This window comes from Agromyces sp. Y182 (assembly GCF_059445385.1).
Window position 1 is genome coordinate 971,403 of record NZ_JCAIUF010000002.1, and the last position, 12,623, is coordinate 984,025.

At 69.0% G+C, this 12,623-nt stretch carries 11 protein-coding genes and 1 tRNA gene; 5 read left to right on the forward strand and 7 right to left on the reverse strand.

The features are described 5' to 3' along the window. The first annotated feature begins 13 nt into the window (after window positions 1–13). A complete protein-coding gene (locus AC1C2R_RS19080) occupies window positions 14–820 on the forward strand; it encodes an alpha/beta fold hydrolase (RefSeq protein WP_495380935.1) in 807 nt (268 codons plus the stop codon). Continuing rightward, the gene (locus tag AC1C2R_RS19085; RefSeq protein ID WP_495380936.1) at window positions 813–1,265 is read left to right on the forward strand and encodes a GbsR/MarR family transcriptional regulator; all 453 of its coding nucleotides are present in this window, start codon (window positions 813–815) and stop codon (window positions 1,263–1,265) included. Before AC1C2R_RS19080 ends, AC1C2R_RS19085 begins: the two co-directional genes overlap by 8 nt. Window positions 1,266–1,301: 36 nt before the next feature. Here the strand turns inward: AC1C2R_RS19085 and AC1C2R_RS19090 are convergent, their stop codons facing one another. The 5 genes from AC1C2R_RS19090 to AC1C2R_RS19110 all read right to left on the reverse strand — a co-directional run bounded on the left by AC1C2R_RS19090 (window position 1,302) and on the right by AC1C2R_RS19110 (window position 7,438). Next, on the reverse strand, window positions 1,302–2,600 hold the full coding sequence (locus AC1C2R_RS19090; protein ID WP_495353523.1) for a CDP-glycerol glycerophosphotransferase family protein: 1,299 nt from the start codon (window positions 2,598–2,600) through the stop codon (window positions 1,302–1,304). Window positions 2,601–2,759: 159 nt separating this feature from the next. Beyond that, entirely contained in the window at window positions 2,760–3,605 is an 846-nt protein-coding gene (locus AC1C2R_RS19095) for a glycosyltransferase family 2 protein (protein ID WP_495354407.1), read from the reverse strand. Between the two features lie 85 nt (window positions 3,606–3,690). Further along, window positions 3,691–4,503 (reverse strand): CDP-alcohol phosphatidyltransferase family protein, encoded by an 813-nt coding sequence (locus tag AC1C2R_RS19100; RefSeq protein ID WP_495380937.1) that lies wholly within the window; start codon window positions 4,501–4,503, stop codon window positions 3,691–3,693. A gap of 5 nt (window positions 4,504–4,508) precedes the next feature. Then, window positions 4,509–5,540, reverse strand: a complete 1,032-nt coding sequence (locus tag AC1C2R_RS19105; RefSeq protein WP_495380938.1) for a glycosyltransferase family 2 protein — start codon at window positions 5,538–5,540, stop codon at window positions 4,509–4,511. A 149-nt stretch (window positions 5,541–5,689) separates the two neighbouring features. Beyond that, window positions 5,690–7,438 carry a S1C family serine protease gene (locus AC1C2R_RS19110; RefSeq protein WP_495380939.1) on the reverse strand — a complete coding sequence of 583 codons (1,749 nt, stop codon included), beginning with the start codon at window positions 7,436–7,438 and terminating at the stop codon, window positions 5,690–5,692. Window positions 7,439–7,602: 164 nt separating this feature from the next. On the opposite strand from AC1C2R_RS19110, the gene AC1C2R_RS19115 reads away from it, so the two are divergent. Further along, window positions 7,603–8,820 (forward strand): pyridoxal phosphate-dependent aminotransferase, encoded by a 1,218-nt coding sequence (locus AC1C2R_RS19115; RefSeq protein ID WP_495380940.1) that lies wholly within the window; start codon window positions 7,603–7,605, stop codon window positions 8,818–8,820. Here the strand turns inward: AC1C2R_RS19115 and AC1C2R_RS19120 are convergent. Beyond that, window positions 8,807–9,649 carry a carbon-nitrogen hydrolase family protein gene (locus tag AC1C2R_RS19120; protein WP_495380941.1) on the reverse strand — a complete coding sequence of 281 codons (843 nt, stop codon included), beginning with the start codon at window positions 9,647–9,649 and terminating at the stop codon, window positions 8,807–8,809. The two genes, AC1C2R_RS19115 and AC1C2R_RS19120, sit on opposite strands and share 14 nt — an antisense overlap. A 199-nt stretch (window positions 9,650–9,848) precedes the next feature. On the opposite strand from AC1C2R_RS19120, the gene AC1C2R_RS19125 reads away from it, so the two are divergent. Together AC1C2R_RS19125 and AC1C2R_RS19130 are read left to right on the forward strand one after the other, a co-directional pair. Then, window positions 9,849–11,294, forward strand: a complete 1,446-nt coding sequence (locus AC1C2R_RS19125) for an MFS transporter (RefSeq protein ID WP_495380942.1) — start codon at window positions 9,849–9,851, stop codon at window positions 11,292–11,294. A gap of 471 nt (window positions 11,295–11,765) precedes the next feature. After that, a complete protein-coding gene (locus tag AC1C2R_RS19130) occupies window positions 11,766–12,218 on the forward strand; it encodes a hypothetical protein (RefSeq protein ID WP_495380943.1) in 453 nt (150 codons plus the stop codon). A 108-nt stretch (window positions 12,219–12,326) separates the two neighbouring features. Here the strand turns inward: AC1C2R_RS19130 and AC1C2R_RS19135 are convergent. Continuing rightward, window positions 12,327–12,403 (reverse strand) — tRNA-Met (locus AC1C2R_RS19135). Between the last annotated feature and the right edge of the window lie 220 nt (window positions 12,404–12,623).

Here is a 12,623-nt window from a genome sequence, read left to right on the forward strand (position 1 = left end):
CTATATTCAGAAGATGCTGAATTTAGATCGGACGCTCCACCGCCCGGGTGCGACACTTCGCTACACGCTGCTCGACGGTCACGCACCGTCGATCGTCTTCGTGCACGGCGCAGGCATGGACCATTCCATGTTCACCGCGCAAGCGCTCGCCCTGCACGAGTCCGGTCACCGGGTGGTGAGCTTCGATCAACGAGGGCACGGCGAATCGCGGCTCGCACCCGGCATCCGATTCACCGCCGATGCCGCACTCGACGACCTCGCGGCACTCCTCGACCACCTCGATCTCGAGCGCCCGGTGCTCATCGGTCACTCGCTCGGCGGCAACGTCGCGCAGGCCCTCGTTCGGCGCGCACCGGGTCGAATCGGTGCGCTCATCGTCGTCGACTCGACCTGGAACACAGGCCCGCTCTCGCGCGGTGAACGCCTCGCCCTGCGGCTCGGTGCTCCGACGTTGTCGCTCATTCCCGCTTCCCGACTGCCCGGCATGCTCGCTCGCGCCTCGGCCGTGACTCCAGGGGCCATCGCTGCAGCCGAGGCGGTCTTCGCGCGCATGCCGAAGCGGGTGTTCCTCGATGTCTGGCGTGCGACCGTCACCTTCGTCGAGCCCGACGCCGACTACCGGGTGCCCGTTCCACTCGGACTCATCCGCGGCGAGCTCGACCGCACCGGCAACATCGCGTCCGCGATGCCGGCCTGGGCGAAGGCCGAGGGTGTCGATGAGCGGATGATCGCGGGTGCCGGTCACGTGGTCACCCTCGATGCACCGGAAGCGGCCACGGCGGCGCTGTTCGACATCCTCGCATCGGCATCTCATGCCTGAGCACGACGAACGGGCGGAGTTCATCGAGTCCGTCGGCGACGCGCTCGCCGGCTGGCGACTCTCCCGCGCGACCGGCCGGCTCTACGGCTACCTGCTGCTCAGCAGCGAACCGACCACGCTCGACACCATCGGCGCCGAGCTGGGCCTCAGTACCGGCAGCGTCAGCACGGCGGTTCGCGAACTCGTGTCGTGGGGGCTCGCCCGAACGATCCCCCAGCCCGGGAGCCGGCGTCTCCGCGTCGAGGCGGTCGGCGGAATCGAGCAGTTGCTCGCCGCGAGCCACGAGCGCACCCGAATCTTCATCCGCACGCTGCGCTCCGGTGAGGCGCTCACCGACGACGCGCGAGCGACCGAACGTCTCCGCGCCGTCACCGGACTCTTCGAGGGCTACGTCGACGCCGGCGACGAGATGCTGCACCGGCATCGCCGCAACGAGACCGGCTGAGCGCGACCATGTTCATAGCCGCGACGAGCGCCCCGACTACGCCTCGATCTCCTCGTCGTCTTGCTCGCGGGCACGCACGTCGCGCTCATCGATCTCGCCGTCGGCCGCGTGCAGGGCGGCGAACCGCTCCCATTCGCTCATCAGGTGATCGATGGCCGCGTGGAATCGCGCAGTGGTGACTCCCGGCGTGGTGTCTCCGAAGTATCGCTCGACCCACACACCGAGCCGCTCGAGGGCGGCGTCATCGTGGGCGACCTCATCGACACGGGCGACCATCGCCGCGGCATCCGTCACCTCGAGCCATTCGCACGCCTGGAGGTAACCCGAGGTGTCGATCTGGGCCTCGGGGTTCGCAGGCCGGGTGATGAGCAAGGGCTTGCCGGCGGCGAGCCGGTCGTAGACCATCGCGGAGATGTCGACGATCGCGATGTCGGCCGCCGCGAGCTGCCAACCGAGCTTCGGCCCGCTGTCGTAGACGTGCTGTGCGCTCGGGTCGGCGGCATTCGCGGTCGAGATCGCGGCGATGATCGCGCGGTTCGCCGCGCCGTACGCGGGGTCGACGACACCCGACCGCGGATGCGGACGGTAGATCACCCGGTGCCGCCCGGTGGCGAGCAGGCCCTGCACGAGCGAGACGCCGTGCGAGGCGATCGAGCCGTAAGCGGCGGCATCGCGGTCGCCCTCCCAAGTGGGCGCGTACAACACGACCTCACGGTCGTCTTGCGGGTACGGCAGCGACGTGTCGTCGAGGTAGTGGTCGGCCTGCGGACGGCCGATCGGGATCGCCCGCTTGTCGAAGTCGTAGTCCCAGAGCACCTTCTCGAGCCGCGCCTTCGCCGCATCGCCCGCGATCAGGGCGTAGTCGTACGCCTTGAACTGGTTGGTGGTCATGTACATCTTGTCGGACTCGCCGTGGTTGATGAACACATGCCAGCGACGCCCGTAGCGCATCATCTGGAAGTTCTTGGCGTTCTGGTTCACGTAGAGGATGACGTGGAGGTCTTGCTCCTCGATGACCCGTTCGAGGTCGGCCACCCGGCGCACATAGGCGACCGGCAGCGGCGACTCGTCGAGCAGGGCGAGCGCCGCGCCCGATGCACGGCTCAGCACCAGCACGGGGTGGCGTTCGGCGAGCTCGGCGAGCGGCGCGTACCACTGCCGCAGCTGGTAGAGATTGACCTTGCCGTCGGCGAAGTACACCCCGATGCGGAAGCGGTGGGGCGGCAGCGGCTGCTGCTCGGCGAGTTTCACACCGAGCGAGCGCTGCGCACGTCTGGACCACATGATGTCCTTGGCCAGCTTGACCGCTCGACGCGCGTCTTTCCTCAATCCCACTTTCCAAGGGTAGCGAGGCCTGGCAGAGCGGATGCCTCGTGGCGGGCGCGGCGGGCGCACTGAGAGCCGATCGTTACCCCCGCGGGGTCTCGATACGCTCGCTGCGCTCGCTACTCAACCGACGGGGTCGCTGCGTCGCTACTCGACCGACGACTGCGGTCACACGACCGGCGGGCGCCCGGCGAGGGTCATGCGCCAGACCGTGCGCCACCGCATCGGCCGACGCTCCCCCGGGTATTCACGCCAGCCTGCGCGCCAGCCGCCGAACCAGGCGCGGAGGGCCGACGGGTTGCGCGCCCAGCGCAGCACCTGGATCGCGGTCCACGAGCCGACGTAGAGAGGCACGAGCACGGCGGGCAGGTTGCGGCGGGCGAGCCAGACCCGGTTCCGTGCGTTGAGACGGTAGTAGTACGCATGCCGAGCCGGGTCGATGACCGGATGAGCCGCCTCGAGGTCTCCGGCGTACCACGCGACGTGCCCGGTGTCCCATACCCGCCACGCGAGCTCGATGCCCTCGTGCGCGTAGAAGAACGGATCGGCCCAGCCGCCGGTCGCGTCGAACACCGAGCGGGGCATGAGCACCGCGCCCTCCCAGCACGAGAAGACGTTGCTCGAGTGAGCGGGGTCGCCCTTGCGGATGCGCGGGATCCAGCGGCGCGGTGAGACCTGGCCCGTCGGATCGACGACGCGTGGCTGAAGCAGCCCGATCTCTGGCCGGTCGACGAGCACGCGGCATCCGTCGGCCAGAAAGCTCTCGCTCGGCAGGAACGCGTCGTCGTCGAGGAAGAAGATCGCCTCGCCGCTCACGAGCGGCACCCCGCGGTTGCGCCCGGCCGGAATGCCGAGGTTCTCGGGCAGGTGCAGCGTCTTCACGCCCGCAGGCAGCGCCGGCGACGCGGTCGCCGGGTCCCAGCCGTTGCCGACGCAGACGACGTCGGTCACCACCTCCTGCTGGGCGAGAATGCTCCGGATGCCGCGGGCGAGGTCGTCGGGTCGGGTGCCCATCGTGAGCACCACGACGCCGACGCGGGGCAGCTCGCTCGCTGAGCCTGTCGAAGCCGGTGAGTTCCCTTCGACGGGCTCAGGGAGTTCAGGAACGGACACGGCGAGACGCCATGATCGCGGTGAAGTGCCCCACGACCGAAAGCAGAGCGAGCGGCAGCAGAGCCAAGAGCACGACGCGGTCGACGAGGGGCTGGCCGGCGAAGAGCCCGACCACCGCCGCCGCGAACACGATGAGGGTCAGCTCGACCGAGTGGTACACGCGATGGAACGGCAGGAACCGCGCCGCCTTGCGGAGCTTGGCGACGAGTCCGCCGCGGGGCGCCGTCTCGCCATGCGTGTCGGCGAGCTTCGCGAGACCGGCGTTGGCACGAGCGACGTGCACCATGTCGTTCAGTGCTTTGTTGAGCACGATCACGAGGGCGAGGAGTGCGGCGATCGTGGTCCACAGGAAGTCGGCCGGGAACTCGAGCGGGTACGCCGCGGCACGGATTCCGAGCGCGAGCGGGATGAGTGCCTCGGTCGTGTAATGCCCCACCTTGTCGAGGAAGACACCCGCGGGCGACGACGTGCGCCGCCAACGCGCGACCTCGCCGTCGCAGCAGTCGACGAGCATCTGCAACTGCCCGAACACGACGGCGAGCAGCGCACCCCAGATGCCGGGGATGAGCAGGGCCGCGGCCGTCGACCAGCCGACGAGGATCATGAGCCCCGTCACGCCGTTCGCCGAGATCGAGGTCTTCAGCAGCATCCACGTGAGGTACGGCGAGAGCTTGCGGAGGTAGAGCGACGCCGTCCAGTGCTCGGCGTTGCGTCGACCTCTCACCTCGGGCGGCTGGGTCACCTCGCGCAACTCGGCGATGCTCGAGGGTCTCGTGGTGACCGGACCGGCTTGTGACATCGGCGTCACCTTCCCGTGTGCCTTGCGATGTTGCTCGTCAACGACAGGTATCCGAGCACGAAGCCCACTCCCCACGAGACGTGTATGCAGGGCAACACTACGAGAAACCAGGCCGCCGTGCTCGCGCCGCGCCCCCGGGCGTACACGAGCATCGCCGCTACCACGAACAGCAGGTACACGATCGGCACAGCGAAACCGAGGAGCAGCCACGGCGCGACGTCGAGTGCCGCCTGCACCAGGCCGCCGATACCGGCGATGAGGCCGATCGCGACCCCGAGCACCATGACGGGCGGTACGAAGTAGCGGATGCCGTTCGCCGACGGGAAGCGACGTGCGAGTTCGCCGCGCCAGAGCCCGGTCGAGAACATCTGCCTCGCGAGCCGGTCGAGCGAGGAGCGTGGCCGGTACGTCACGGCGAGGCGCGGGGTGAACCACACGCTGCCACCGGTTTCGCGGAGGCGCCGGTTCAGCTCCCAGTCTTGCCCGCGCTTGATGGTTTCGTCGAAGAGCCCCACCCTCAGCAGCGCGGAGCGGCGGAAGACGCCGAGGTAGACCGTTTCGGCGGGGCCCGCCGTGCCGCCGACGTGGAACGCCGAGCCGCCGAGACCGACTTTGGTGGTGTAGGCGAGAGCGACGGCGCGCTCGAACGGTGTCTCGCCCTGCGCATCCATGATGCCGCCGACGTTGTCGGCGCCGGTGCGCTCGAGCTCTTCGACCGCGATGCGGGCATAGTCGGTCGGCAGCATCGAGTGCGAGTCGACTCGCACGATCACGGGGTATTGCGCGGCCCTGATGCCGATGTTCAGCCCGGCGGGCGTCGAGCCGACCTCGTTATCGAGCACGCGCACGCGCGCATCGCGCGCGGCGAGGTCGGCGACGAGCTCGTTGGTGCCGTCAATCGAGGGGCCGAGAGCGATGAGCACCTCGACGGGGCCGGAATAGTCTTGCGCGAGGATCGACTCGACGGCGGCTCGAACATGCGTTGCGTCGTTCAGCACCGGCATGACGTAGGAGACGCCGAGGAGCGACGCAGGCATCGCTTCAGGGTGTTGCTCGGGCATGTTCCTCACTCGCGCTCGGGTCGATCGAGCCTAGCAGCCGGTGTCTGCGAGAACGCGGGATGGCAGACGCCGACGGCGGGCCGGATCCCTTCGGATCCGGACCCGCCGCGGGTGGTGTCGTGCGATCAGCCCTCGAACGTACCGAGGGTGACGGTGACCGTCTTGGACGAACCGTCACGCGTGTAGGTGAGGTCGGCCTCGGCGCCACCGGGGAGGGCGCGCACCTGCGCGGTGAGGTCGGTCTGGTCGGTGATCGGCACCCCGTTGAACTCGGTGACGACGTCGCCGGCCTGCAGGCCCGCCTTCGCGGCCGCACCGTCTGCCGGCACATCGGAGATGAGCGCACCGACGGTGTCACTCGATCCCTCGGCCTCGGCCGAGGTGACCGTCGCGCCGAGCAGGCCGTGGCTGGCCGTACCGTCTTCGATGATGCCAGCGGCGATACGCTTCGCGAGGTTCGACGGCACCGCGAAGCCGACGCCGATGTTGCCGGCCGTCTCGCCCGATGCCGCGCCGCCCGTCGAGAGGATCGCGACGTTCACGCCGATGAGCTTGCCCTCGGAGTCGACGAGCGCGCCGCCCGAGTTGCCCGGGTTGATCGCGGCATCCGTCTGGATGACCGGGAGCGCGACCTGGCCGGTGGATGCGCTCGGCTGCTGGGCCTCGCCGCTGTCGGGGTCGGGCAGGTCGAAGAAGAAGTCGAACGGGCTGCCCGATCCGTCGTCGCCCTGCTCACCCTGGTCGCCGCTGCCGCCCTGCGAGTCGTCGGGCGTCGTCGGTGCTGCCGAGGATGCCACGTCGATCGAGCGGTTCAGTGCGCTCACGATGCCGTTGGTCACGGTGCCGGAGAGACCGAGCGGGGCACCGATCGCGATCGCCGTGTCGCCGACGTTGAGCTTGTCGGAGTCGGCGAACTCGAGCGGGGTGAGGTCAGATGCATCGACGAGCTTGATGACCGCGAGGTCGGAGAGCGGGTCGGTGCCGACGAGTTCGGCCTCGTAGAGGTGGCCGTCGTTCGTCTTGACCTGGATCGTCGGCTCGCCGGTCGCCCCGTCGAGGGTCACGACGTGGGTGTTCGTCAGCACGTAGCCGTCGTCGGAGAGGATGATGCCCGAACCGGTGCCGCCGGACTCGCCGCCCGACACCGAGATCGTGACGACGCTCGGGCTCGCCTTGGCTGTGGCGGCCGTGATCTGGTTGACCGAGTCGGCGTCGTTCACGACGATGTTCTGCGCGGTGCCCGCGCTCTCGCTCACCGGCGTGCCGTTGTTGTTCGTGATGAGCGCGTTGATGCCCGCGCCCGACGCGCCGCCGATGAGGGCGGCAGCCACGATCGCCGCGGCGACGCCGAGGCCGACCCGACGCGGCTTCGGAGCGGCGGTTGCGCCGGCGTCGCCGCCTTGGGTCGGCAGGCCCGCGAGGGGCACGGTCGGCTGGGTCTCGTGCTGCTGGGCGGCGGTCGGTCCGCCGAAGGCAGGGGGAACCTGGCCGGGCTGGGCTGATGCCTGAGCAGGCTGCGGGGCAGCGGATGCCGCGGCAGCGGGCTGAGCCGGCTGCTTCGTGTACTGCGGGGCGGTGTATGGCTGGGGCTGCTGCCCGGGCTCGTACACGGTGCCCGTCGCGGCCGGAGCGGGAGTCGCCGTGGCCTGGGCTGCGATCGGAGCCTCAGGCGTTGACGGGCTCGCCGGGGCCGCCGGGGCGACAGCTGCCGCTTCTGCGGCGGCCGGAGCTTCGGGCGCTGGCGATGCAGCGGAAGTGGTGGGCACTGCAGGGGTGGCGCTCGCAGCGTCTGCGGTCGTGGCAGTGTCTGCGGGCGTCGGGGTGACGTCGGCCTCGCGGGGCTCCCCCGCGGCGCCGTCAGTGGTGTCGGTCATGGTGTGCTCCTTCCAAGCGATGCCAGCATCCCGCCGCAAGCTGTGTACCCGATCGGCGCAGTCTATGACTCTGCTATCCCCGAGCCGGGATTCGTCCGAATCCGGTCCGGGAGCGTCGCTGCCTGCGCCAGCGTACCGGCCGTACCCTCGCGTACGGTGAGAACGTGAGCGACTTCTCCCCCGCACGAGGCCTCGCGCCCTGGCAACGCACCGCGGCCGGCGCCGGCCTCCTCTCGCCCGAGGGCACGATCGCCGCGACGATCTTCGCCGAGATGAGTGCGTTGGCGACCCGAACCGGCGCGATCAACCTCGGACAGGGGTTCCCCGACGAAGACGGACCCGCCGAGGTGCTCGAGGCCGCTCGCCAGGCGATCGCCGACGGCGTCAACCAGTACCCGCCGGGAATGGGCATGCCGGTGTTGCGCGAGGCGGTCGCAGCCCATCAGCATCGGTTCCACGGTCTCGAGCTCGACGCGGCATCCGAAGTGCTCGTGACGGCCGGAGCGACCGAAGCGCTCGCGGCCACGCTGCTCGCGTTCGTCGACGCCGGCGACGAGGTCGTGACCTTCGAGCCGTACTACGACGCGTACGCCGCCATGATCGCCCGCGCCGGTGGCGTGCACCGCACGGTGCCGCTCAGGTTCCCCGGTTGGCACGCGGACCCCGACGAACTTCGCGCATCGGTCACCGATCGCACGCGCATCATCCTCGTGAACTCGCCGCACAACCCGACCGGTGCGGTGCTCGACGCAGCGACACTCGCGCTCATCGTCGAGCTCGCCGAACGGCACGATGCGCTCATCGTCACCGACGAGGTCTACGAACACCTCACGTTCGGCGTCGCACACACGCCGATCGCGACACTGCCGGGGGCTCGTGAACGCACGATCTCGATCTCCTCGGGCGGCAAGACGTTCTCGACGACCGGCTGGAAGATCGGCTGGCTGACCGCGCCGGCGCCCCTCGTGACGGCCGTGCTCGCCGTCAAGCAGTACCTCACGTACGTCAACGGCGCCCCGTTCCAGCCGGCGATCGCGACCGGCCTCGGCCTGCCAGACGCATTCTTCACGGATGCCGCGGCGACCCTCTCGGCCAAGCGCGACCTGCTCGCCGCCGGTCTCGCCGCCGCCGGGTTCATGGTGTCGCTCCCCCAGGCGGGGTACTTCATCGTCGCGGATGCTGCGCCGCTCGGTGCATCGGATGCCGCGGCGTTCAGCCGCGAGTTGCCGGAGCGTGCCGGAGTCGTGGGCGTGCCGGTCACGGCATTCGTGCACGCCGATCGCCGGCCCGCGTACGCGAGCCTCGTGCGATTCGCGTTCTGCAAGCGGCGTGACGTGCTCGAAGAGGCGAGCACCCGGCTCGCCGCGCTCAACGCGGGGTGACGTCGAAGCGACGCAGTGCGAGGGCGGGGTTCACCCGGCGCACGGCATCGATGCGCTCCTTCGAGATCCAGGCGACCGCGACATCCGTCGTCTCGCCGATCGTGGCGAGCTCGACGCCCATCGGGTCGACGATCATGCTGTTTCCGGCGCCCAACGGCGGCGCATGGTCGGCCGCTGCGACGTAGATCGTGTTCTCGAGCGCGCGCGCCGTGGTGAGCACGCGCCAGTGCGCCTCTTTCAACGGACCGCGCACCCATTCGGCGGGCATGCAGACGACATCGGCACCGGCGTCGACGATGCGCCGGGTGACCTCGGGGAACCTCGCGTCGTAGCAGGTCTGCAGGCCGAAGCGGATGCCGCCGGCCTCGAAGATCTCGGGCGGTTCGATCGCGCCCGGGGCCACCGAGGCCGACTCCTGCTGCCCGAAGGCGTCGTAGAGGTGGAGCTTGCGGTAGCGGGCGACGATGCCGGCGCCGGGAGCGAGAGCGATGACCGTGTTGGAGACGCGGCGGTCGCGGTTCTCGCTCTCGCTCTCGCTCTCGCTCTCGAGCCGCTCGATCATGCCGGCCACGAGGTGCACGCCGAGACGGTCGGCAATGGCGCTGAGATGTGCCGTGAAGTCGCCGCCGAGGGGCTCTGCCGCCACCCGCCAGTCGTCACCGGGCTCGGGCGTGAAGTAGCTCGAGTACTCGGGAAAGACGATGAGTCGGGCGCCACGCGCGACCGCGAGCTCGGTGAGGCGCGCGATCTCGGTGCGATTGCGGGCGACGTCGTCGTTCGGCGCGAACTGGGCGACCGCGACGCCGAATCCCTCGGTCGTGCTCTGCATGTGCTCAGCCTATTTGCTCGAGGCGGCACGCCCGGAGCCGCGGACATCCCACGCCTTTTCCTGATTCCTCAGCCTCGCTCGCTAGAATGATCGTCTGGCCAACTCCGATGTTGGCGTGGTCGAGCCGCCGGAGGGCGCAACGATCCGGGCTGGAAACCCCGGCATTCACGCGTTCTCATTCGAAAGGCGGGCTACGCCCATGTCCAAATCCTCCTCCCGGCGCTGGTGGGTCCTCGTGATCCTCGCGCTGACGCAACTCATCGTCGTGCTCGACGGCACCATCGTCAACATCGCGCTCCCCCAAGCCCAGATCGCACTCGGGCTCAGCGACGTCGAGCGCCAGTGGGTCGTCACCGCCTACGCTCTGGCATTCGGGGCACTCCTCCTGTTCGGCGGACGCATCGCCGACTACTGGGGGCGCAAGCGCACGTTCCTCGTCGGCATGGTCGGCTTCGGCGTGGCATCCGTCATCGGCGGAATCGCCCAGACCGGAGGCGAACTGATCCTCGCCCGCGGCCTCCAGGGCGTCTTCGCCGCCCTCATGGCGCCCGCGGCGCTGGCACTCCTGACGGTCACGTTCCCCGGGGGCCGTGAGCGCAACACGGCATTCGCCGTCTTCGGCGCGGTGGCCGGCGCGGGCGCGGGCGTCGGTCTCTTGCTCGGCGGCATCCTGACCGAGTTCGTCGACTGGCGGTGGTGCCTGCTCGTCAACGTGCCCATCGTGATCGTCGTCTTCGTGGCGGGTGCACTCCTCGTGACCGAGAGCAAGGCCGAGGGCAAGAACCGTTACGACTGGCTCGGCGTCATCACCGTCGCCCTCGGCCTCGGCTCCCTCGTCTACGGCTTCACGCTCGCCGAAGAGAGCTGGGTCTCGGTCGGAACGATCGGATTCATCGCCGCCGGCGTGGTGCTGCTCGCCCTCTTCGTCTGGATCGAATCTCGCGTCGCCCAGCCACTGCTTCCGCTCCGCATCGTGCGCGACAAGGTGCGGGGAGGTGCGTTCCTGCTGCAGGCGATCGCGGGTAGCGCCATGATCGGCGCGACCGTCTATCTCACGTTCCACCTGCAGATCGTGCTCGGGTTCTCGCCGCTGTGGGCCGGCCTCGCGAGCCTGCCGCTGGCGATCGTGATCTCGCTCGTCGCTCCGCTCGCCACCAAGTTCCTGTCGCGGTACGGTGCCCGGCCGCTCATGATCGGCGGCCCGCTGTTCGCCGCAGTCGGCCTGTTCTACCTGAGCTTCATCACCGTCGACGGCAACTACTTCGTGCAGGTGCTGCCCGCGCTCGTGCTGCTCGGCATCGGCATGGCGATGCTCTTCGTGCCGATGCAGAACCTCGCCCTCGCCGGCGTGGCCCCGCACGACGCCGGCGCTGCGAGCGCCACGGCGAACGCCGCGATGCAGATCGGCGGTTCGCTCGGTCTGTCGATCTTCACGACGGCGTACGCCGCAGCAGCCGGAGGCGTCGCGGTCACCAGCTCGGCGAGCCAGCTCGAGGCGTTCGTGAGCGGCTACTCGGCCGCCTTCGTCGCCGCGGGCGTCGCGATGCTCGTGGGCGCCGTGCTCGCGATCGTGTTGATCCGCCCGCGGACGTCCGAAGTCGAGGTCGAGGTCGACACGGCCGTGACCGTCGCCGTAGGCGACTGACAGCAGGCATGAGGATGGCCCGGAACCCTGCGGTTCCGGGCCATCCTCGTTGCGCAATCGGGAAATCCGGAACGCCTTGTGTGTGCTGGGCACTTTCAGCGTCGGTGATTGAAGCGGCTCAGACCAGACCCGGCTGGCGCCGAAGCCGCGAATGTCCGGTGAGACCACACCGACCGACCCGGCATGATGTTCTCAGGCCGCAGCCGGCCGTCCCCGAACCCGACGAGGAGAACCCAGACTGTGACGCAGACGCCGCCCGACCCCGGCAACTCCTTCTTTCGACGTCCGGTGTTCTGGATCAGCGTGTCCGTGGTGGCCGTCATCGCCGTCGTCGCATCCCTCGTGTTCGTGCTGACCAAGGCTGTGACGGACGTCACTGCTGCGCCGCCTGCATCGTCGGCGCCTGAGAGCACCGCGCCACCATCGACGCCCCCGGCGAGCGAACCGACACCGCCGGCCGACCCTGCCACGGTGACGCTGCCCGCCGATTGCGCCGCGATCTACACACGCGACCTGACCCCGGACTTCGGCGGGCTGGTGCTGAACCCAGACTGGGCCGTTGACGCCACCCCGAAAATGTACGGGTCGAACGACGAGGAAGCCATCGCACTGCTCAGCGACGTGTCGCAGCTCTCATGCCATTGGGGGAACCCTGTCGGCGGAAGCGACCGGAGCCTCATCACGAACGTGTCAGCGGTCACCGCCGAGCAGTCGACGGAGATGCAGGCACGGTTCGCTGAGGTCGGGCACTCCTGCTACGAAGAGTTGGACGGCGTCCGCTGCGTGACCGAATCGCCGAAAAGCAACGACGGCCAGACCGGCGAGTCCCACTTCTTCCGTGAAGGGGTGTGGATCGCAACGAAGTGGATGAACACCGGCCCTGACGGGTACACGCACGACATCATCGCGGCGATCTTCGGGTAGCGACAAGCAGCACCGAAGAAGCGGAAGAGGCCGGGACTGAATTCCTTCAGTCCCGGCCTCTTCTGAGCGATCTCATGAGAACCGGAATCCGATTCTCCAATACCGCCTTGGTTGCGGGGGCAGGATTTGAACCTACGACCTCTGGGTTATGAGCCCAGCGAGCTACCGAACTGCTCCACCCCGCGGCACCGACCGCCTTGCGGCGATCATCCTCGTATCAGCGCTGGTCAGATCGTGTTTCTCAATCGGCCTGATTGCGATGTTCCCTTGAGTTTACGTCATCGCTCGAGTCCGCTTCGACCATCATCGCTTCTGCTCTGTCGCCACGTCACCCGCGATGCCGGCCGCCGTTGTGCAGAATCTGCAGCGATGCGATAATCCAGAAGTGCAGCAAGCACAAGGGCA

Bases quoted from the DNA above. Each gene is read 5' to 3' on its own strand.
- AC1C2R_RS19100 (WP_495380937.1), bottom strand. From the start codon at position 4,503: ATGTCACAAGCCGGTCCGGTCACCACGAGACCCTCGAGCATCGCCGAG.
- AC1C2R_RS19110 (WP_495380939.1), bottom strand. From the start codon at position 7,438: ATGACCGACACCACTGACGGCGCCGCGGGGGAGCCCCGCGAGGCCGAC.
- AC1C2R_RS19095 (WP_495354407.1), bottom strand. From the start codon at position 3,605: ATGGGCACCCGACCCGACGACCTCGCCCGCGGCATCCGGAGCATTCTC.
- AC1C2R_RS19085 (WP_495380936.1), top strand. From the start codon at position 813: ATGCCTGAGCACGACGAACGGGCGGAGTTCATCGAGTCCGTCGGCGAC.
- AC1C2R_RS19080 (WP_495380935.1), top strand. From the start codon at position 14: ATGCTGAATTTAGATCGGACGCTCCACCGCCCGGGTGCGACACTTCGC.
- AC1C2R_RS19120 (WP_495380941.1), bottom strand. From the start codon at position 9,649: ATGCAGAGCACGACCGAGGGATTCGGCGTCGCGGTCGCCCAGTTCGCG.
- AC1C2R_RS19125 (WP_495380942.1), top strand. From the start codon at position 9,849: ATGTCCAAATCCTCCTCCCGGCGCTGGTGGGTCCTCGTGATCCTCGCG.
- AC1C2R_RS19105 (WP_495380938.1), bottom strand. From the start codon at position 5,540: ATGCCTGCGTCGCTCCTCGGCGTCTCCTACGTCATGCCGGTGCTGAAC.